This window comes from Actinomadura madurae, assembly GCF_047130825.1.
Taxonomy (GTDB): Bacteria; Actinomycetota; Actinomycetes; order Streptosporangiales; family Streptosporangiaceae; genus Spirillospora; species Spirillospora madurae.
Genome location: NZ_CP083237.1, coordinates 3,735,388 through 3,756,374 on the forward strand (window position 1 = coordinate 3,735,388; position 20,987 = coordinate 3,756,374).

Here is a 20,987-nt window from a genome sequence, read left to right on the forward strand (position 1 = left end):
CATGCGCACGGAAGACCAGGCAGAAATCATCCTTTCGTTGAGTTTGGCGGGACGCCTCTCAACGCCCGGATCGGCCGCTGACGTAACCGGGGTCCAGCCGCGTCCCGGACGTCTCCTCCGTCACGGCGGCCATCGTCGAGAACGCGGTTTCGAGCCGCTGGAAGGCGGGCGTCCGCATGTCCTTCTCGAACTCGGCGGCGCTGCTGACCCGGATGATCTCGACGTAGCGTCCGGCCCGCTCGCCGGGCACGCGGACGACGTCGAAGGCCTGCACGCTCGGCAGTTCGGGGCAGGTCGCGTAGTCGACGTCCCGCACCCACGCCTCGAACTCCGCGGGATCGGCGCCCGGGTGCAGCGCGATGGTGTGCACGATGATCTCCATGGTGCGGTCCTCTCAGCGCCGGGGGGCGGGCCGGCGGCGGCCGATGCCGAGGGCGCGGGCGATGTTGTTCTTCTGGATCTCGTTGGTGCCGGAGAAGACGCGCGCCGGCAGCGCGTCGCGGAGCAGGGCCCCGGGCCCGCCGTCGAGCACGCCGGCGGCGCCCCGCAGCTGGACGGCGTCCAGGCCGAGCCTGACCGCCGCCTCGCTCACCGCGAGCTTGGCCAGCCCGGAGGCGACGTCGCAGTCCTCCCCGGCCGACAGCCGGCGCGCGGCGTCGAAGAGCAGCAGCCGGGCCGACTCCAGGCCGAGCACCATGTCCACGATGCGGTGGCTCACCGCCTGGAACTCGCCGATGGGCGCGCCGAACTGCTCGCGCTCGGCGACGAACGCGATCGTGTCGTCCAGGACGCGCCGCATCGCGCCCAGGTAGACCGCGAACAGGCAGGTGCGCTCCCATGTCATGGATCCGGTGAACACGGCGGCCCCGGTGCCCTCCGCGCCGAGGACGTTGGCGGCCGGGACCGCGCAGTCCTCGAAGTACACGTCGGCGGTCGGCGACCCGCGCAGCCCGGTCTTGTCGTAGGGGCGGCCGACGCGCAGTCCGGGCGTCCCGGCCTCGACGACGAACGCGGTCAGGCCGAAGAAGCCGCCGCCGGGCCGGGTGGCCGCCTGGACGACGAAGACGTCGGCGGCGGGCGAGTTCGTGGTGAAGCACTTGCTCCCGTTGAGGACGTAGCGGTCGCCGTCGCGCTCGGCGCGGGTCCGCAGGTTGAGCGTGTCCGACCCGGCTCCGGGCTCGGTGATGCCGTGCGCGGCGATCCGCTCGCCGGAGCACAGGGCGGGCAGCCAGTGCCGCTTCTGCTCCTCCGTCCCGAACTCGACGATCGGCATCAGGCAGGCGAACAGGTGCGCGGCCACCGAGAACGCGAAGCCGGTGTCGGCGCAGCCCTCGCCGAGGGCCTCCATCAGGACGGCGGCGGACTCGGCGTCCAGCCCGCTCCCGCCGTACTCGGCCGGCACGGTGGCGCCGGTCAGGCCCTGCTTCCCGGCGAGGCCCCAGCGCCGCCGGAACTCCCCGGCGTCGAACGGGCCGTTCCCGGCGGGCGGCAGGTCGCGGCCGGCGAAGGCGAGCACCATCTCGCGCATCGCCGCGGTCTCCGGGGTCAGTCGAGGGTTCATCCGGCTCCGTCCTGGTACTCCTCGATGAGCAGGTGGTAGTTGATCCCGCCGGTGCCGAACGAGCTGACGCCCGCGCGGCGCGGCCGTCCCGGCCCGGCGGGCCACGGCTCGGGCGCCACGGGCAGCCGGGCCGGGACGTCGTCGAGCGGAAGCCCCGGGGCGGGCGTCCGCAGGCCGGCGTTCGGCGGGAAGGTGCGGGCGCGGATGCTCAGCAGCGCCTTCAGCAGCCCGGCCGCGCCGGCCGCCGCGAACGTGTGCCCGAAGAACGACTTCGCCGACCCGATCACCAGCGGGTTCGGGCGGCCGGGCTTGGCGTACACCTCGGCCGTGGCGGAGATCTCCACCCGGTCGCCGACCCGGGTGCCCGTCCCGTGCGCCTCCAGGTAGTCGACCGCGGCCGGGTCGAACTCGACCTGGTCGAACGCCTGCCGCATCGCGCGGACCTGCCCGTCGGCGTCCGGCGCGATCAGCGACCGGGCGTCGTTCGAGCCGCCCATGCCGCGCAGCAGCCCGTGGACGCGGTCCCCGTCGCGGACGGCGTCCGGCAGCCGCTTCAGCAGGAACAGCGCGCACCCGTCGCCGGGGCTGAACCCGTCGGCGGCGGCGTCGAACGGGGTGATCCGGGTGTGCGACAGCAGCCCGAGGGCCGAGCAGAGCACGAGGTCGCGCGGGTTGCACGCCAGCTCGGCCCCGCCCGCCAGCGCGTAGTCGGCCTGCCCGGACCGCAGCGCGCCGAGCGCGATGTCCAGCGCGGCGAGCGACGACGCGCAGGCCGCCTCGACCGCGACCGGCACGGCCGGCAACCGGTGCTCGGCCGCGATGAGCGCGGCGACGCCGCTCGCGAGGCAGCCGTCCAGGTCCACGTCCGACGGCGGCCCGCCGGGCGCCCCGTGGCGGCGCCGGACGCGGTCGAGCAGCAGGCGGCGGGCACGGTCGGGCAGCGTGGCGAGCGCCTCGATCTCCGCGACGGCCGCCTCCAGCTCCCCGACGGCGCGGCCGGCGTTCAGCCGCCGTTCTCTGGTGAGGCTGAGGTTGCCGCCGATCGCGACGATGCCGGGCCTCCCGGCGAGCGTGCCGGCTCCCCCGTAGCCGGTGAGGGTCTCGTGCGCGACCGCGAGCGCGACCCGCTGGACGGCGTCCATCGCCTCCCACCGGTGCGGCGTGATGGGCAGCCCGTCCGGCGGCGCGTCCGGGACCGGGACCGGGGCGCCCAGTTCGGTGTAGCTGTGGGTGAGGCTGACGCCCTCCTCCTGGAAGTACAGCTCCCGGTCGAGGACGTCGTCCGGGAGCGGCCCGATGCGGTCCTCGCCCGAGTGGACGGCGTCCCAGAACGCGGTGGCGTCGGGGGCGCCGGCGAAGCGTCCGCCGAACCCGACGACGGCGATCGGCTCGGGCCGGCTCGTGACGACGGCCCCGCCCGCCCGCGGCGCCGTCCGGGCCTCCGGCCTGCGCGAGTCGTCCTCCTCCAGGAGAAGATGGGAGAGCGTGCCCGTCAGCGAGGCCCCGCAGACGGCCGCGCGGCGGGGTTCCGGGCCCGGCTCGTCCGGCCAGCTCTCGGCCGTGCGCGCGGACCGGAAGGGCGCGCCGGACGCCGGACCGGGCGCGGGCAGCCTGCGGTGGTAGAGGGCGAGCGCGGCCTTGGCCACCGCCGCGAGCCCGGCGTTGGCGAACGTGTCGCCCAGCCCCTCCCCCGGGCCGCCGAGGGTCACCGCCCCGGGCGGAGCCTCCCCGAACAGGCGGCCGAGCGCGTCGAGGCAGGCCTGCGCCGCGGCGGGCGGGCCCCCGCCCGCCCGCTCGACGTACCGGACGGATCGGGGCGGCACGTCGGCCGCGTCATGGCAGGCGCGGGCGAGGCGGTACCGGCGCTCGGCGGACGCCGAATAGCGCAGCACCCCGGGCCGGGCATCGTGCTCCATCGCGCATTCGAGGATCGAGGCGTAGATCCGGTCCCCGTCGCGGACGGCCGAGGACCGCCGCTTGAGCAGCAGCGCCCCGACCCCCTCGCCGAGCGTGGCGGGCAGCCCCTTGGCGGCGAGCAGCTCGGCGGCGAGCGGGCTCTCCCGCCGCTGGCCGGTGAGGACGAGCACCGCGTCGCACAGGTCGCCGCGCAGCCCGTTGACCGCGTGCGCGAGCGCCGCGAACGAGGTCGCGTCCGCCGACTCCACGGCGAGCGTGCGGCCCCGCAGCCGGAACGCGCCCGCGATCCGGGCGGGGATCGTGCTCGCCATCTCCCCCACCCGGTCGTGCGGGGACGCCCCGAGCCGCTCGGTCACCCGCGCCCGCAGCTCCCGGGCCGCCCGCGCCGCGGCCGGGCGGGCGTGCCCGCCGAACAGGGCCGGCACCTCGCGTTCGAGGTCGCGGGCGTACCGCGCGGCCTCGATCCGCAGGGCGTTGGCGTACTGGCGGTCGAGGCCGAGGCAGGTGCCGGCGATGACGTCCGTCCGGACCGTGCCGAGCGGGCGCCCGGTGTACCCGGCGTCGGTGAGGCACTGCCGGGCCGCCTCCAGCATGAGGACCTGCATGCGGGTCATCGACGTGCGCTGCACCGGCGGGATGCCGAAGCGCGCCACGTCGACGTCCACGTCGTCGAGGCTCGCCGTGGAGGGCGGCGGGCCGGCCGGGTCCTCGCACAGCCGCCGCCAGAAGTCACCGGCACCGCGCGCCTCCGGGTAGAGGCACGCGATGCCGATGATCGCGATGGGTTCGCGCACGGCGGCCGTCACACCCGAGCGGCGTCCTCCACGGACGCCCTGTCGAGCGCGGCCGGTCCGGGGTCCGCCTCTTGCCGGCCGGGGATCATCCGTTCGTCCTTTCGTCGGTCTCGACGACCTCGACCACGCCCCGGTCGCCGTCCACCGTGACCAGGTCGCCCGTCGTGATCGTCTGGGTGGCGTGCTTGGTGTTGACGACCGACGGGACGCGGAACTCGCGGGACACGATCGAGCTGTGCGAGAGCATCGACCCGATGTCGGTGACGACCGCGCCCGCGATGGCGAACAGCGGTGTCCAGGAGGCGTCGGTGAACCGGGTCACCAGGACCTCGCCGACCTGGAACTCGTCGGCCTGCCAGACCAGGTCCTCGATGATGCGGGCCCGTCCGACGACGCGGCCGGGGCTGGCGCCGAGGCCCTCCAGCCGGACCCCGTCCGGCGCGGGCCGGACCGCCTGCGTGACGTCCCACTCGCCGACGAAGCTGAGCGGCGGCTCGGGCAGCCGGGCGTACGCCTGGAACGTGCGCCGGGCCTCCTCCAGCTTCGCGCGGGAGAACACCTCCCGGGCGTCCCCGCCGCCGGCCAGGTACTCCTGGACGTCGGCGAAGTCCAGGTCGGCGACCTCGTCCAGCGACCGCAGGACCCCGGCGGCGACGAGCCGGCGGCCGACCTCGTGGACGACGCACCGCACCAGCCAGATCGAGGTGATCATCGACATCCGGGTGGTCTCGCGGAGCCGGCTGCACGTCTCGTACAGCTCGGTGACCTTCTCGATCGCGCGCCGCTTCGGCAGCGGCAGCCGGGCGAGCGCGTCCGCCGCCGCGTCCTCCTCGGGGTCGGGGGCCCGGTCGAGGACGCCGTCGATGGAGAAGCCCTCGTCGGCGTACCGCCGGATCATCTGGAAGATGTAGGACGGGTCGTCGATCCAGCGCGGGTGCGTCAGCTCCATCTCCTGCCGGCCGCGGGTGCCGTTCTCGCGCAGGAACGGGATCATGTGGCGGTCCCAGAAGGCACGGCCCGCCTCGTCCGCGCGGAGCAGGGCGGGCACGTCGGCCGCGGCCCCGGCGCGGATGATCTCCATGACGCGGGGATCGCGCCGGGCGACCTGGGCCAGCGTCCAGAACTCGCGCGCCGACTCGACCGTCCGCAGGCTCGACATGTCGCTCTTGACGCGGTTGCGCAGGCCGGCGCCGGCCTGGCCGAGCCACGCGCCGCAGAGCGCTTCGAGCACGCCGTAGAAGCCGAACGCGTTCATGTAGTACGGCATGTAGCCGACGTGCATGTCGTGGAAGTAGGCCAGCCGCCGCTTCATCTCGGCGTTCAGCTCGGGACGGTCGAGCCTGGTCAGGTCGATGCCCTGGGCGCGATCGAACTCGTAGAACCGCGACCGGACCATCCGCCGGGCGCGCTTCTTCATGTTCCGTAGCTCGGAGACGGAGCTCTTCAGCCAGAACCCGGCGGAGAGCAGCTCCTCGATGCCGTCCGGCCAGGTGCCGAACGGGTTGGAGTAGGTGTCGAGGTCCACCTCCTCGCTGACGAACCGGTTCGTGAAACGGCTCTGGTCCCGGGTGGGGAGGCACTGGCCCAGCAAGTAGGCCGTGTACGAGATGTTGAGGTAGACGTGTCCTTGCAGGTAGCCCATGTGCAGGGACATGTCGCCGGGGTCGCGGACACCGGTCGACACGGCGCAGCCGCGGTGCACGTTGTGCTGGTAGTACTGCGCGAACGACCGGCCGAGCGGCGACATGATGCCGGTGAAGATCTCGCCGATGTCCATACGCGACCAGAGCGTCCCCTTCTGGACGGCCTCGGGCTGCGGGTGCACGTACGGGCTCGTCCGCCGGTCGCGGACGGGCGTCGTCGTGATCGGGCGGGTCTGGAGCAGGTACGGCACCCCGTCCCGCACGGCCCACTCGATGTCCTGCTCGGCGCCGTAGTGGTCGCGGACGCGGACCGCCAGCCCCGCCAGCTCGGCCAGCTCGCCGGGCTCCAGGCAGGGCGTGTTGCGCGCGGCGGCGTCCACCTTGACGAGCCCGACCGTGCCGGGCTCGACGGGCGCGCACTTGGTGACCTTGTAGCGGATCTTCCGGTCGACGACCTCCGGGCCGGCCGGGTCGACGAGGAAGAAGTCCGAGGTGACCTTGCCTGCGACGAGCCCCTCGCCGAGGCCCCAGCAGGCCTCGACGACGAACCGGTCGGTGCGCCCGCTGACGGGGTCGCGGGTGAACAGGACGCCGCCGGTGTCGGCGTGCACCATCTGCTGGACGACCACGGCGATCGACCCGGCCTCGGACGCGTCCCGGTAGGCGGCGGCGCGGTCGGTCCACAGCGACGCCCAGCACACCTTGACGGCGTCGAGGAGCGCGCTGTCCCCGGCGGTGTCGAGCACGGTGTCGTGCTGGCCCGCGAAGGAGTGGGACGCGGAGTCCTCGGCGGACGCCGACGAGCGGACCGCGACGCGCGGCCTGCCGAGCTCCCCGTACGCCTCCAGGACGGCCGCCGCGATGTCGTCGGGGACGTCCGCCGCGAGGACCCGTTCCCGGAGCTTGGCGGGCTCGGTGCCGGCGATGTCGGCGTCCAGGCCCGTCTCCCGGACGAACCGGTCGAACAGCGCGGTCGTCAGGCAGAACGCGGGCGGCACGGGCAGGCCCGCGCGGAGCATCCCGTCCAGCCGGGCCGCCTTGCCGCCGAGCAGCGCGGGGTCGGGGACGTCGCCCGCGCCGAGCACGACGATCTGGTCGCCCGCGGCGGGCTTGGCGCGCTTGCCGCCCCCGGTCGTCTTCGCCGCGCGCTTGGCGGAGGTCGGGGTCGTCATGCGATCAGCTCCTCGGCGTCGGTGCGGTGGTCCGGGTCGCGGTTGGTGCCGGTGAACGCCCGGAACTGCTCGCCGGGGATGAGGCGGCGCTCGCGGACGCCGGTGAAGCCCGCGCTCTCCAGCTGCGCGGCGAGGCCGTCGGCGTGCGGCAGCGGGCCGCCGAAGTCGGCGCACTCGAACCACAGGTCGAGGACCTCCATGCCGATGCCGCCGCCCCGGCACGGGGTGGTGAGCAGCAGCCGGCCGCCGGGGGCCAGCAGGGAGCGCACCTTCTCCAGCACCTTCACCCGCTCCTCCTCGGGGAAGTAGTAGATGTTGTTGTGCAGGGTCACCAGGTCGAACACCGGCTCCATGTCGAGGTCGCGGACGTCGGCGCGGCGGACGTCCACCCGGTCGGCGAGGCCCCACTCGGCCATGTTCACGGTGGCGGCGGCGGCCACGTCGTCCTGCAGGTCGATCGCCAGCGCGGTCAGCCGCGGGTTCAGCGACGCGGCGTGCCGGACGTGGACGCCGCTGCCGCAGCCGACCTCCAGCAGCCGGCACGGGCGGGTCCGGGGCACGGCGCGGCCGACGGCCTCCTCCACGAACGGCTGGACGACGCGGGTCGAGCGGGCGATGACCTCGCCGTCCTGATCCCGGAGGGTCAGCCGCCGTCCACCGCGGGCCATGGCCGGGGCGTCCAGCAGGACGGGCAGGTGGAACCGCGCGACCTCCTCCAGCGCGGCGGCGACACTGTCGTTGCGCGCCTTGCCGAGCGCCTTGGCGGCCCGGCCGCGGAGCGCGTAGCAGCCGTCGTCGAACTTCAGCTCGCCGAGCCGCACCCCGATCTCCAGCCAGGCCCGAAGGACGTGCCGGTCCTCGCGGACGTCGAGCGCCGCGGCGAGCGTGTCCAGGTCGCAGGGCCGGACGGCGAGCCGCCGCAGCACCCCGTTGCCGGAGGCCGCGGCGAGGAACGACGCCCGGTACACGGGGGTGACCAGCCGCCGGCTCAGAGACAGCAGCAGCGGAACCTGACGGCCGCCGGCCACCTTGGCCAGGGTCGCGACTTTCATGTCAGAGTCCTCCGGGTTCGGTGGTGGAGACCGGCGTCCGGCGGGCGGCGTGCCGGCCGAGCTCGCGGCGGAGCTCGTGCAGCAGCGCCGGCCGGTCCGGACCGGTCAGGTAGAAGTGGCCGCCCGGCAGGTGCCGGCGCAACGTCGAGCCGTAGGTGTACTCGCGCCACTCGTCCACCTGGCCGGGCGGCGCGATCGGGTCGCCGGCCGCGGAGAACGCCGTGATCGGGCAGGCCAGCGGGCGGCGCGGCGCCCACCGGTAGCGCTCGCACGCGGTGAGGTCGGCGCGCAGCACCGGCATCCGGCGGGCGAACGCGGCGCCGCCGCCCTCGGGGTCGACGCCCGCGCCGGCGAGCCCGCCGAGGTCGCGGACCATGGCGAGCAGGGCGTCGTCGGTGAGCTCCGCACCGATCCGGGCGCCGTAGAAGTGCGGTGCCCGGCTGCCGGACACGAACAGGTGGACGGGCTCCCCGGCTCCGCGGTCTCGCAGCTCGCACGCGACCTCGTAGGCGAGCAGCGCGCCCATGCTGTGTCCGAACAGCGCGAACGCGTCCGCGAGGCCCTGGCCGACGAGGGCCACCGCGATGTCGGCGGCCATCGGCCCCATCTCGCGGCGCGGCGGCTCCCCGAGCCGGAAGCTCCGTCCGGGCAGCAGCACGGGGACGACCTGGACGCGGTCGCCGACGTGCGCGTGCCAGTCCCGGTAGACCGAGGGCGTCCCGCCCGCGTGCGGGAAGCAGACGAGGCGGACGTCCGCGGCGGGGTCGGGCGTCACACCCGGGAACCACGGCCCGCCGGCCCTGCGGGCGGCGACCATGCCCGTGCCCGTGACTGTGCCTGTCACTGTGCCCGTCGACATGTCAGCCACCGAGGTGCTCGCGGCCTTCGGGGGACTCCAGCCATTCGATCGTCCGTGCCATGCCCTCCTCGAAGGCGACCTCGCCCTTGAAGCCGAAGTCCTCGCGGGCCCGGTCGATCGGGTAGGACTGGTCGCGCTCCAGCAGATGCACGGCGTGCCGCGTGAGCACGGGACGGGACTTCAGGCGCAGCGTCCCGTACACCTTCTCCGCCGCGCCCGCGACGCCGGCGGCCAGCGGGCGGGGCAGGCTCACCGCGGGCGGCCGGACGCCCAGCCCGGCGGCGAGCGCCTCGATGTACTCCCGCCAGGTGACCGTCTCCGGGTCCCGCAGGTTGTAGGCCTTCCCGGCGGCGGCGTCCGACCCGCAGGCGGCGATCATGCCGTCCACGGCGTTGCCGACGTAGAGGAGCCCGGCCGGGGCCGTGCCCTTGCGGACGTAGACCATCTGCCGGCTCTTCAGCAGGTTCGCGATCTCGATGACGAAGTCCTTGCTGCGCGGCCCGTACACCGACACCGGCCGGATGACCGTGAGCGGCAGGCCCGCCTTCTCGGCGGCCCGCCTCACCGCCCTCTCGCCGAGGACCTTGCTGCGGTTGTAGGGCAGGCCGATGTCCTTCGGCTCGGTGCGCTCGTCGCACGGCCGGACCGGGTACCCGTACACGTCGGTGGTGCTGAGGTGCACGAACCGCTCGACGGTGCCCGCGTGGTGCGCGGCGTCGACCAGGTTGCGGCAGCCGGTGACGTTGGCCTGTTCGAACTCCTCCCACGGCCCCCAGTCGGCGGACTTGCCCGCGCAGTTGTAGACGTGCCGGACTCCGGCGGTGGCGCGCAGCAGCGCGTCGAGGTCGGTCAGCGACCCCACCTCGACCTCGACGGGCAGGTCCGCGAACGCCGACCGGTCGCTCCCCTCCCGGACCAGGACGCGGACGCGGTGCCCGATCTCGGTCAGCCGCCGGGTCAGGTGGCCGCCGATGAACCCGGACGCGCCGGTGACGAGCACGTCGGCGCCGCCCGCCTCGGCCCTGTCCTCCACGCGCGGCGACGTGCGGTGGCGCGGCACGTGCGACGGCTCGTACGGCGTTCTCTTGTTCTGCGAGGTCGGGTCCATGGCGTCCACCAGAAGGTCGAGGGAGCGGTCGAGGTCGGCTTCGCGGTGGTCTGCGTTGACGAAGAACCTGAGCCGGCACTTGTCGCGCGGCACGGCCGGGTGGCCGATCGGCATCACGTTCACGCCGCGGTCGAGCAGTGCGCTGGAGATCTCCATGGCCCGGCCCCAGTCGCCGACGATGATGGGGACGACGGCGGTCTCGCGCGAGACGCCGGTGTCGAGGCCGCGGGCGCGGGCCGCGCTCCGGAAGTGCTCCGCCAGCTCGCGCAGCCGCGCGACCCGCTCGGGCTCGTCCCGGATGACGCGGAACGCCTCCAGCGCGGCGGCGGCGCTGGCCGGGGAGATCCCGGTGCTGAAGATGTAGAGCGGCGTCGTGTACTTCATGAACTGGATGAGCGGGCGGCGCGCCGCGATGTAGCCGCCGAGGCTGCCGATGGCCTTGCTGAGCGTCCCCATCCAGAGGTCGACGTCGCCCGGGTCCACCCCGAAGTGCTCGCCGATGCCGCGTCCCGTCCGGCCGAGGACGCCGAGCGAGTGCGCCTCGTCGATCATCAGCATCGCGTCGTGGCGCCGCTTGACCTCGATGAAGCGGGGCAGGTCGGGGAAGTCGCCGTCCTGGCTGTAGGCGCCCTCGATGACGACGACGGCCCGCCGGTACCGGCCGCGCATCGCGCCGAGGACGCGGTCGAGGGCCTGCCAGTCGTTGTGCGGGAACGACCGGCGGCGGGCGCCCGACAGGAGGGTGCCGCGAACCGTGCTGTCGTGGATCCACTCGTCGTGCAGGACGAGGTCCTCGGGTCCGAACAGGTGCCCGACGGTAGCGACGTTGGTGGCGTGCCCGCCGGCGAACACGATCGCGGCCTCGGTGCCGAGGAACCCGGCGATCTCCGCCTCCAGTTCGTGGTGCAGCGGCGTCTCCCCGCACAGCAGCGGGGTCGCCGAGCAGGACGTCCCGTAGCGGTCGATGGCCGCCTTGGCCGCCGCGCGCAGCCGGGGGTGGGAGGACAGCGCCAGGTAGTTGAACGCCGAGAAGTTGACCATCCGGCGGCCGTGCATCTGGATCAGGCCGGAGTTGAACCCGTCGTGGACGCGCTCGTAGGCGTTCGGGCCGCTCGACTCGATCAGCCGGAGCCGCTCCAGCATCTCGGCGTACTCGTCCCACTCCTCGAACCGCCGCTGGATCACCACCGGCCGCGACTCCTCCGGCACCGGAGCCGGTGCCGGGGCAGGCGCCGGAGCGGGTGCGGGAGCGGGGGCCGGGGCGGGCGCGGCGGGCGGTGCCTGGACGGCGGGCTCGTACGCCCGAGCAGGCGGGGCCGCATCGGCGATGCCGAGGGCGTCGAGGAGCTGGGCGACGGTGAAGTCCTCGGGCAGGGTGTGGCGGAGCTCCGCGACCCGGCCGGGGTACATCGGGGCGAGGCGGCGTTCCAGCTCGCCCTTCATGAGCGAGTCGAGCCCCAGCTCGCTGCCGACGTGGGCGTGGGGCGGGATCTGGTCGGCGGGGAAGCCGGAGACCTGGGCGACGCAGGCCAGGACCCTGCCGGCCTCGGCGCCCGGCGCCGCCGCCCCCTCCGTCCGGCCGGCGTGCCCGTATCCGTTGCCGTTCACTTCGATCTCCCTTCGCTGTCCGAGCCAGTAGGGGCTGCGTTCGAACACCGCGTGGGGCACCGGGACCCGGCGCCGCGGGCGCCCGGCGTCGAGGCCGGCCCACCGGACGCCGCCGCCCGCGCAGTACCAGCGGCCGGCCGACCGCAGGAACGTCTGCCAGTCGTCTCCCCCGCGGCGCAGGGACGGCAGCGACAGCACGGTCCCGGCGGCGTCCGCGAGCCCGGCGCGCACCAGGCCGAGGAGGGCGGGGTGCGGCCCCGCCTCCACGAACGCGTCGCAGCCGAGGCGCCGGAGGGCGCCGACACCGTCGGTGAACCGGACGGTGCCGAGCAGGTGGCCGGCCCAGTACCCGGCGTCGGGACGGCCCATGGCCTCGCCGGTGTGGTCGGAGATCCACGGGATGTCCGGCTCGCGGGCCGCGACCGCGCGGGCGGCCTCCCGCAGCGGCTCGGCGGCGCCGTCCATCAGCGGCGAGTGGAAGGCGTGCGAGACGGCGAGGCGCCGGACGGTGACGCCCTTCGCCTGGAGGTCGCCGGTGAGCCGCCCGATCTCCTCCTCCGGGCCGGACAGGACGAGGTGGCCGGGCGCGTTGGCGGCGGCGACCGCGACCGCGGGGCTCGCGGCGGCGGCCGACTCGATCGCCGCCGCGTCCCCGGCACAGGCGATCATCGCGCCGGAGCCGGGCAGCTCGTCCATGAGGCGGCCGCGGGTCGCGGCGAGGGTGAGCGCGTCCTCCAGGGTCAGCGCGCCCGCGACGCACGCCGCCGCGAAAGCGCCGACGCTGTGGCCGAGCACGCCCGCCGGCCGGACGCCGATCGACTCCCACAGCCGCGCGAGCGCGACCTCGACGGCGACCAGGGCCGGCTGGCAGTACCGGGTGGCCTTCAGCCGGGCCGGATCGTCCTCGGTGAAGACGAGGTCGCGGAGCGAACCGCCGATCAGCGGGCGCAGCACCTCGTCGGCCCGGTCGATGACCTCCGCGAACACCGGGCTGGACTCGTAGAGCCCGCGTCCCATGCCCGGGTACTGCGTGCCCTGCCCGCTGAACAGGAACGCCGCGCGGGGACCGCGTCCGGCGGGCTCCCCCCGCAGCACGCCGGCGGACGCCTCGCCGGACCCCAGCGCCGTGAGGGCCCCGTCCAGTTCGGTCATCGACCGCGCGGTGATGGCGGCGCGGTGCCCGAGCGCGGCGCGGCCGGTGTTCGCCGCGTGGCACAGGTCGGCGAGCTCCACGTCCGGCCGGGCCGCGATGTGCGCCCGGTACCGCCGGGCGAGGGTCGCGAGCGCGGTCGGCGTGTGCGCGGACAGGCAGAGCGCCTGGACGGGCCGCTCGGGCCCCGGCCGCTCGGTGGGGCGCGCCTCGTCCGCGCGTCCGATGATCACGTGCGCGTTGGCGCCGCCGAACCCGAACGAGCTGACGGCGATCCGGGACGGCGGGACGCGGGTCCGCCCGGCCAGCCCGGTCAGCACGGTGAGGCCGGAGCCTTCCCAGGTCAGATGGCGGTTCGGGGTGGTGAAGTGCAGCTGCGGGGGCAGCTCCCCGTGCCAGACGGCCAGCGCGGACTTGATCAGCCCGGCGATGCCGGCCGCCGCCTCCAGATGCCCGATGTTGGCCTTGACGGAACCGACCGGGCAGGGCGCGTCCGCGGCCCGGCCCGCGCCGTACACGGCGGCGAGCGTCTCCCACTCGACCGGGTCGCCGAGGGCGGTGCCGGTGCCGTGCGCCTCGACGTAGTCGATCCCCCGGCCGCCGGTGCCCGCCTCGGCGAGCGCCCGCTCGATCACCGCGCGCTGCGCCGATCCCTTCGGCGCGGTGAGGCCGTTGGCGCGGCCCCCGTGCCCGACGGCCGCGCCGGTGATCACGGCGTAGATCCGGTCGCCGTCGGCGCGGGCCCGGGACAGCGGCTTCAGGCAGACCAGGCCGGCGCCCTCGCCGCGCACGTACCCGCCGGCCGCGTCGTCGAAGGTGCGGCACGCCCCGTCCGGCGACAGCATCCCGCCCCGCGCGAACGCGACGGACAGCACCGGGTTGATCAGCAGGTTGACACCGCCCGCGAGCGCCATGCCGCACTCGCCGGCGCGCAGGCTCCGGCAGGCGGCGTGCACCGCGACGAGCGAAGACGAGCAGGCGGTGTCGATCGCCAGGCTCGGCCCGCGCAGGTCGAAGTGGTACGACAGCCGGTTCGCCGCGATGGAGTGCGCGGTGCCGGTCGCCGCGTACACGTCGACGGACGCGGGGTCGTTCATCTGGAGGTCGCCGTAGTCGTGGCTGCTGATGCCGACGAACACGCCTGTGTCGCCGCCCGCCGCGCCGTCCGGGGCGATGCCCGCGTCCTCGAAGGCCTCCCAGGCGACCTCCAGGAGGAGGCGCTGCTGGGGGTCCATGCGCTCGGCCTCGCGCGCGGAGATCCCGAAGAAGCGGGCGTCGAACCGGTCGATCTGGTCGAGGAACCCGCCCCTGGCCGGCGCGTCGACGCCGGCGGCGTCCCAGCGTCCGGCGGGCACGCCGGCGACGGCGTCCCGCCCGTCGAGGAGCAGCCGCCAGTACCCGTCGGGGTCGGGCGCGCCCGGGAAGCGGCAGCCGATCCCGACGACCGCGACCGGTTCCGCGGGTCCCGGCTCATCGCTCCCGGGGACGGGACGCGCGCCGGGTTCGGGTTCGGCGCCGAGGAGGTCCGCCACATCGCGGATGGTGGGACGCTCGAAGACGGTGCTCGGCGCGAGGTCGCGTCCGAGCCAGGCCCCGAGCTCCTCGACGATGGCGACCGCCGTCCTGGACGCGAGGCCGAGCGTCGCGAACGGGACGGTCGTGCCGATCGTCCGCGCGGGCAGCCCGAGCCGGGCGGCGACCTTCTCCACCAGCCACGCCTCGATGTCGGCCGCGCTGCGGCCGGACGCCCCGGGCGCCGGGTGCCCGGCGGGCGCGCGGTCCTCGTCCGCGCCGAGGAGTCTCAGCAGCGCGGGCACGGTGGGGTCCGTGAGCAGCTCGCCCATGGGCACGCGCAGGCCGAGGTCGCGTTCCAGCCGAGCGGCGAGATCCAGCAGGCCGGTGTAGTCCAGGCCGAGGTCGGCGAGCGAGGACCGCTCGACGTCCGTCCGGCCGGTCGCGGACCCGATGAGGCCGAGGATCTTCGCCCGGTCCGGCGCCGCGGCCGTGGCCGCGGCGGAACCGGACTCGCGGACCACGCTCGCCGCGACGACCGGCAGGGCGAGGGACAGGAACGCCCGCCGGCAGCCCTGCCGCTGGATCTTGCCGCTGGTCGTCCTGCCCACGGACGCCCGCCCGACCAGGACGATCGCGTGCGGCGAGACGTCGTGGTCGCGGGCGATGGCGGCGCGGAGCCGGGCGAGCAGCTCACCGGTGTCCCCGGCGCGGTTCCCGTCCACCTCGAAGACGACGACCATCTCCTCGGCGCCGTCGACGTCGACGGCGAACGCGGCGCCGCAGCCCGCGCGGACCGCGCCGTCCGCGCGCTCCACGGTCAGCTCGACGTCCTGCGGGTAGTGGTTGCGGCCCTGGACGATCACGACGTCCTTCAGCCGCCCGACGACGTGCAGCTCACCGTCCCGCTCGAAGCCGAGGTCGCCGGTGCGCAGGTGCGCGGTGCCGTCCCCGTCCTCGATCCGGGCCTGGAACGTCTCGCGGGTGGCGCCCGAGTCGCGCCAGTACCCGCGGGCGACGCCCGGCCCGCTGACCCAGATCTCGCCGACCCGGCCGGCGGGGAGGCGCCGCCGGGTGGCCGGGTCGACGATCGCGACGCCGACGCGGTCGGCGGCGGGCCCGCAGCCGACGCTGCGGACGGAGCGGCGCCCCTCCGCCGCGGGTTCGGCGCGGCCGTTCTCCAGCGCCTCGGCGTCGAGCGTCCCGACCTGTGGTTCCCGCCCGGCGGCGGCCCCGCTGACCAGCAGGGTCGCCTCCGCCAGCCCGTAGCAGGGCAGCAGCGCCCGCCGGTCGAAGCCGCAGGGCGCGAACCGCTCGGCGAACCGGTCCAGGGTGTCGGCGCGCACCGGCTCGGCGCCGTTGAGCGCCAGCCGCCAGGAGCGCAGGTCGAGCCCGGCCGCCTGCCCGGCGGAGATCCTGCGCAGGCAGTAGTCGAAGCCGAAGTTCGGGGAGGTCGCGGTCGTCGCGCGGGTCTCGGAGATCGTCTCCAGCCACAGCAGCGGACGCTGGATGAACGTCCTCGGCGCCATGAGGTGCGCCGGGAGACCCCCGTACAGCGGCGTCAGCAGGCCGCCGATCAGCCCCATGTCGTGGTACGGCGGGAGCCAGGACACCAGGGTGGAGTCGCGGTCGTGCTCCAGCGTCAGGTGGATCGTCCGGAGGTTGGCGACCAGGTTCTCGTTGCTGACCATGACGCCCTTCGGCGTCGCGGTGGAGCCGGAGGTGTACTGAAGGAACGCCAGCGATCCCGGGCTCACGCCGGGATCGGCGTACGCGTCCGCGTCGTCCGGGCCGCAGTCTGTGCTCGCCAGCCAGCGGATCCCGGTCGCGCCCAGCTCGCCACGGCTTCCGGCCCCGGTCTCCAGGGAGCGCTTCTGTTCCTCGTCCACGAGCGCCCACCCCGCCCGCACGTTCCGGGCGATGACGGCGAGCCGGTCCAGGGTCTGGCCGGTCCGCCCGGTGTCCGGCGGGTAGGCGGGGACCGCGATCGCGCCCGCGTACAGGCAGCCGAGGAACCCCGCGACGTACTCCAGGCCGGGCGGCAGGAGCAGCAGGACGGGCCGGTTCCGCAGCCCCTCCCGCTGGAGCCGTCCCGCCACGGCGCGGGCGCGCGCGTCCAGGTCCCGGTAGGTCCAGGACTCGCTCTGCCCGCCCGTCCCGGTCAGGAACCGGTACGCGAGCCGGTCCGGCGTCCGCCGGAGGTGGTGCCGCAGGATCCCCGCCACCGTCTCCGGTTCGGGGCCGTCCCAGTGGCCGTCGATCAGGTGCGTGCGCGTCATCGTTCCACCGCTCATGACGGGAGGGGCGCCGGGGCGGCCGGGCTGTCCGCCCCGCCGCCGCGGAGCCGGCCGAGGTCGACCTTGCCGTTGGAGTTGCGCGGCAGCGCCGCGAGGCGGGTCGCCGCGTGCGGGACCATGTACTTCGGCAGATGCTCCGCGCAATGCCGCTTGACCTCGATCAGGCCGGGCGGCGCGGCGCCGTCGCGGACCGCGTAGTAGAGGGCGAGGCGGGCGCCGGTGCCCTCGCCGGTGACGAGGACCGCGGCCTCGGCGATCGCGGGATGCCGCAGCACCACGGCCTCGATCTCGCCGAGCTCGACGCGGTAGCCGGACACCTTCACCATGCGGTCCTTGCGGCCCCGGTAGACGAGCAGCCCGTCCTTGCCCCGGGTCACCAGGTCGCCGGTGGGGTGCCGGTGCCGGCGGTGCAGGTCGGCGGGCGGCTCGGAGTCGCGGCCCCAGTAGCCGGGGGTGACGCAGTCGCCCTCGACGACCAGCTCGCCGAGGGCGTCCGGGCCGTCCAGCGGGCGGTCGTGCTCGTCCACGACGATGAGCCGCGCGTTCCCGACCGGCAGGCCGATGGGCGGCGGCTCGTCCCGCTCCAGGTCCTCGGGACGGACCCGGTGGTAGGTGCAGACGTTGGTCTCCGTCGGCCCGTACAGGTTGTACAGGACGGTCCCGCGCGGCAGCCGGGCGCTCAGCTCCCGCAGCCGCGGCATCGGGTAGACCTCCCCGGCGAACAGCACGTAGCGCAGGCTCCGGACGGTCTCGTCCGTCAGAGCCCCCGCGACGGTCAGCAGGGTGAGGATGGACGGCACCGAGTACCAGACGGTCACGCCGTGCTCGCGGACGCCGGCCGCCAGTGCGGCGACGTCCCGGGCCTGCCCGTCCTCGACGATCCACACGGCGGCGCCGACCGACAGCGCCACGAACAGGTCGAAGGTGCTGAGGTCGAAGTTGAACGACGCGTGGTTGGCGAACACGTCGTCGGCGCCGACGTCCAGTTCGCCGCGCGACCAGCCGGTGAACGCCGTGAGGTTGCGGTGCGAGATCTTCACGCCCTTCGGCGCCCCGGTGGAGCCGGACGTGTAGAGGATCGCGGCCAGGTCGCCGGTCGTGACCCGCGGCGGTTCCACCTTCCCTGCGCCGTCCAGGAACGCGTCCCGGCCGACGGCCGGACCGCCCGCCGCGGCCCCGTCGGCCACGACGATCGCCTTGACGGACGGCGGCGGCTCCATGCCGGACAGCAGCGCGAGGTGGCGGGCGTCGGTGAACAGCACGAGCGGTTCCGCGTCCCGCAGGATCGTGTCCGCCCGTGCCGCGGGCTGCCCGCCGTCGATCGGCACGTAGGCGCACCCGGCGCGCAGGGCGGCGAGGACGGCCTCGGCGTACTCCGGCCCCTTGTCCATCCAGACGGCGACGCGGTCGCCGAGGCGCGCCCCGAGCCCGAGGATGCCGGCGGCCGTCCGCTCCACGGTCGCGGCCAGTTCCCCGTAGGAGACGGTCCGCCGCCCGAGGAGGGCCGGGCGGGCCGCGTGCTCCGCCGACTCCACGTCCGGGAGCCCGGCGAGGCCCTCGTCCAGGATGCCGAGCCGCCGCGCGCTCACCGGGCCGCCCCTCGCGGCAGGACGCCGGTCTCGCGCGCCGCGTCGACGAAGATCTGCGCGGCGAGGGACAGGTCCTCGGGTGTGTGCTCGGAGGTGACGCTCACCCGCAGCCGGGCGTCGCCGAGCGGCACCCCGGGGAAGACGACGGTCTGGCAGAACAGGCCGCGGGCGCGCACCGCCCGGCCCATCTCCATCGCCCGGCGCTCGTCCCCGACGACGATCGGCAGGATCGCGCTCTGGGTGTTCTCCAGGTCGAACCCGGCGCCGGCGAGGTCGGCGCGCAGCCGGCGGATGTTCGCCCAGAGGGCGGTGAGCCGCTCCGGCTCCTCCTCCATGACGTCGATCGCCGCGATCAGCCCGGCCGCGACCCCGGCCGGGATCGTCGCCGCGAACACGTACGAGTTGGAGTAGAAGCGGAGGTAGTCGATGACCTCCTCGTCGCCGGCCACGAACCCGCCCATGCCGGCGAGGGTCTTGCTCATGGTGCCGAGCTCCAGGTCGACCTCTCCCTTGAGGCCGAAGTGCTCGGCGGTGCCGGAGCCGCGCTCGCCGAGCACGCCGGTCGAGTGCGCGTCGTCCACCATGACCCGGGCCCCGTAGCGGCGCGCCAGCCGGACGATCTCCGGCAGGTCGCACACGTCCCCGTGCATGCTGAACACGCCGTCGGTGACGATGAGCTTGCCGCGCACCTGGTCCCGGCACCGCTCCAGCACCCGCTCCAGGGCCCGCATGTCGTTGTGCCCGTAAATCTTGCGGACGCCGCCGGACAGCTTGCAGCCGTCCGCGATGCTCATGTGGTTGAGCTTGTCCACGATGACCGCGTCGTGGCTCTTGACCAGCGCGGACACCGCGCCGAGGTTGGCCGGGTAGCCGCCGGGGTAGACGATGCAGGCGGGCCGGCGCTTGAACGCGGCGAGCCTGCGCTCCAGTTCCTTGTGCAGATGATTGGTGCCGCCGATGATGCGGCAGCCGGTGTTGGTGGCGCCGTAGGCCCGCGTCGCCTCGCAGACCGCGTCGATGACCCGCGGGTGGTTGGCGAGCCCGAGGTAGTTGTTCGAGGCGAACATGAGGAACTCGCGGGTCCGGCCCGTCAGCTCGTCGTGGATCCGCGCCCGGTTCGCGCACCGCGACCGCAGCGGCATCCCGTACCAGTACAGGTGCTCGGCCTCGCGCCCGCGCAGGTAGGAGGCGAACCCGCGGGCCTTCGCGAAGAGGTCGGGGTCGCGGTCGTCCATGAAGTCGCGCATGGACCGGTCGTCCCACGTCGTGCCCGTTGCGGGCCGGACGGGATCCAGCTCGCCGACCGCGAGTTCGCGCGGACCGGGGCCGGCGGGCGCGGGGGCCGCCGGCGCGGGCTCCGGGCGGGGCGCGTCCCCGGCCGCGCGGTCGCCCAGCTCGGCGATGAGGGCACGCAGATTCGGCACCGTGAGCTCCGGCGCCGGGCCGGAGAGCCCGAGCTCCTCGGCGGCGTCGGCGATGATCGAGGCGAGCACGACCGAGTCGATGCCGAGCTCGGCCTCCAGCTCGGCGTCGAGGTCGAGCTGGTCGCGCCGGTAGTGGGTGTGCCGCATCGCCGCCGTCATGACCGCCTCGGCGAGCTTCGCGCCGTCCGGCGGGCCGGCCTGCGCGGCCGGGCCGGGGGTCGCGGCGAGCGAGCGCTCCACCGCGTCGATCAGGTCCTGCGGCGTGGCCGCCTCGCGGGGCAGCCGCACGTCCGGGCCGAAGCGGTCCCGCACGTCGCCGAGGATGGCGTCCAGCACGGCCGCGTCGACGCCGAGCTCGCCTTCGAGGTGGCTTTCGGGCCGCAGCCGCGAGACGTCGTAGAGGGTGTTCGAGGCGATGATCTCCAGCACCTGCCGGCCGGCCGGGGCGCTGTGGGCCAGGTCGGTCATCGGACGCTCTTCTCCTCCTGGTCCAGGCGGCCGACCAGCGCGGCGATCGCGCCGACCGACCCGAAGTTCGCGGGCGTGATCTCCCGGAGCGGGACGGTGACGCCGAACTCGGCCTGCAGCGCGTGCACCAGGTCGAAGATCGCCGCCGAGTCGATGATGTTCAGGTCGAGGATCGGCGTGTCGGTGCGCAGCCCGTCGGCGTCCCCGCCCATCCAGGCGTCGGCGATGTATCCGATGAGGAAGTCCGCCGTGGTCACGGCGAGGCCGCCGTCGTGATCTGCCGCTCGATCAGGTCGGCCGCGCGGCCGATCGTGTCCGAGGGCGACACCAGGTCCTCGCCGAACTCGGCGCCGAACTCGGTCTGGGCGACCAGCAGCAGCTCCACCAGGAACAGCGAGTCGACCTCCAGTTCCTGGAAGACGACGTCCGGCCCCACCGCCGTCCGGTCGACCTCGAAGCGGTCCACCAGCAGATCGACCAACCGGTCGTACACGTCACTCACGACTTCCCCCCATGCCGCGTGAACGGCGTTGAGATCAGTGGACGGTCCGACTGTCGTGCATTGCGCTGACGATCGCGCTGACGAACCACTGACCGGGCCGTGATGGCGACCACGGCCGGGTCGAACGCCCTTTGACAGCGGCCGACTTCCCGGCCGGGGCGGGCCGGCCCGGCAATTGCCCGACCAATTGACAGCGAATCCATGAGCCGTGCCGCGGGCCGGGGCCGCCGAGTCATGATCGTTCATGTTTCTCGGCGGCCTTCGGGTTGCCGAAGGACCGAGGGATAAAGACATGACTAAAAGGCCCCAGAGCCCACCGCCGTGATCGCGA

General features: G+C 74.8%; 11 protein-coding genes. All 11 read right to left on the reverse strand.

What is annotated here, in order from left to right; genetic code table 11:
• Positions 1-58: 58 nt before the first annotated feature.
• Positions 59-382 (reverse strand): RedY protein, encoded by a 324-nt coding sequence (locus K8Z49_RS16850; RefSeq protein WP_075024806.1) that lies wholly within the window; start codon positions 380-382, stop codon positions 59-61.
• 12 nt (positions 383-394) lie between these two features.
• Complete coding sequence (redW, locus tag K8Z49_RS16855) at positions 395-1,561, reverse strand: L-prolyl-[peptidyl-carrier protein] dehydrogenase (protein WP_412519604.1); 1,167 nt, start codon at positions 1,559-1,561, stop codon at positions 395-397.
• Positions 1,558-4,284, reverse strand: coding sequence for a polyketide synthase (locus tag K8Z49_RS16860; protein WP_412519606.1), 2,727 nt, complete (start codon positions 4,282-4,284; stop codon positions 1,558-1,560). Before K8Z49_RS16860 ends, redW begins: the two co-directional genes overlap by 4 nt.
• 73 nt (positions 4,285-4,357) lie before the next feature.
• A complete protein-coding gene (locus tag K8Z49_RS16865; RefSeq protein WP_412519608.1) occupies positions 4,358-7,087 on the reverse strand; it encodes a PEP/pyruvate-binding domain-containing protein in 2,730 nt (909 codons plus the stop codon).
• Positions 7,084-8,139: an SAM-dependent methyltransferase gene (locus tag K8Z49_RS16870; RefSeq protein ID WP_021596385.1), complete on the reverse strand. Its 1,056-nt coding sequence runs from the start codon at positions 8,137-8,139 to the stop codon at positions 7,084-7,086. The genes K8Z49_RS16865 and K8Z49_RS16870 overlap by 4 nt, the downstream gene beginning before the upstream one ends.
• A gap of 1 nt (position 8,140) precedes the next feature.
• Entirely contained in the window at positions 8,141-8,983 is an 843-nt protein-coding gene (locus K8Z49_RS16875) for a thioesterase II family protein (RefSeq protein WP_412519610.1), read from the reverse strand.
• Positions 8,984-8,999: 16 nt separating this feature from the next.
• Positions 9,000-16,655, reverse strand: a complete 7,656-nt coding sequence (locus tag K8Z49_RS16880) for an aminotransferase class I/II-fold pyridoxal phosphate-dependent enzyme (protein WP_412519612.1) — start codon at positions 16,653-16,655, stop codon at positions 9,000-9,002.
• An 11-nt stretch (positions 16,656-16,666) separates the two neighbouring features.
• Entirely contained in the window at positions 16,667-18,262 is a 1,596-nt protein-coding gene (locus K8Z49_RS16885) for an amino acid adenylation domain-containing protein (protein WP_412519614.1), read from the reverse strand.
• Positions 18,259-20,154, reverse strand: coding sequence for an aminotransferase class I/II-fold pyridoxal phosphate-dependent enzyme (locus K8Z49_RS16890; RefSeq protein WP_024935147.1), 1,896 nt, complete (start codon positions 20,152-20,154; stop codon positions 18,259-18,261). The genes K8Z49_RS16885 and K8Z49_RS16890 overlap by 4 nt, the downstream gene beginning before the upstream one ends.
• Positions 20,151-20,411 (reverse strand): acyl carrier protein, encoded by a 261-nt coding sequence (locus K8Z49_RS16895; protein ID WP_412519616.1) that lies wholly within the window; start codon positions 20,409-20,411, stop codon positions 20,151-20,153. Before K8Z49_RS16895 ends, K8Z49_RS16890 begins: the two co-directional genes overlap by 4 nt.
• Positions 20,408-20,656 carry an acyl carrier protein gene (locus K8Z49_RS16900; protein ID WP_024935148.1) on the reverse strand — a complete coding sequence of 83 codons (249 nt, stop codon included), beginning with the start codon at positions 20,654-20,656 and terminating at the stop codon, positions 20,408-20,410. Before K8Z49_RS16900 ends, K8Z49_RS16895 begins: the two co-directional genes overlap by 4 nt.
• Positions 20,657-20,987: the final 331 nt, after the last annotated feature.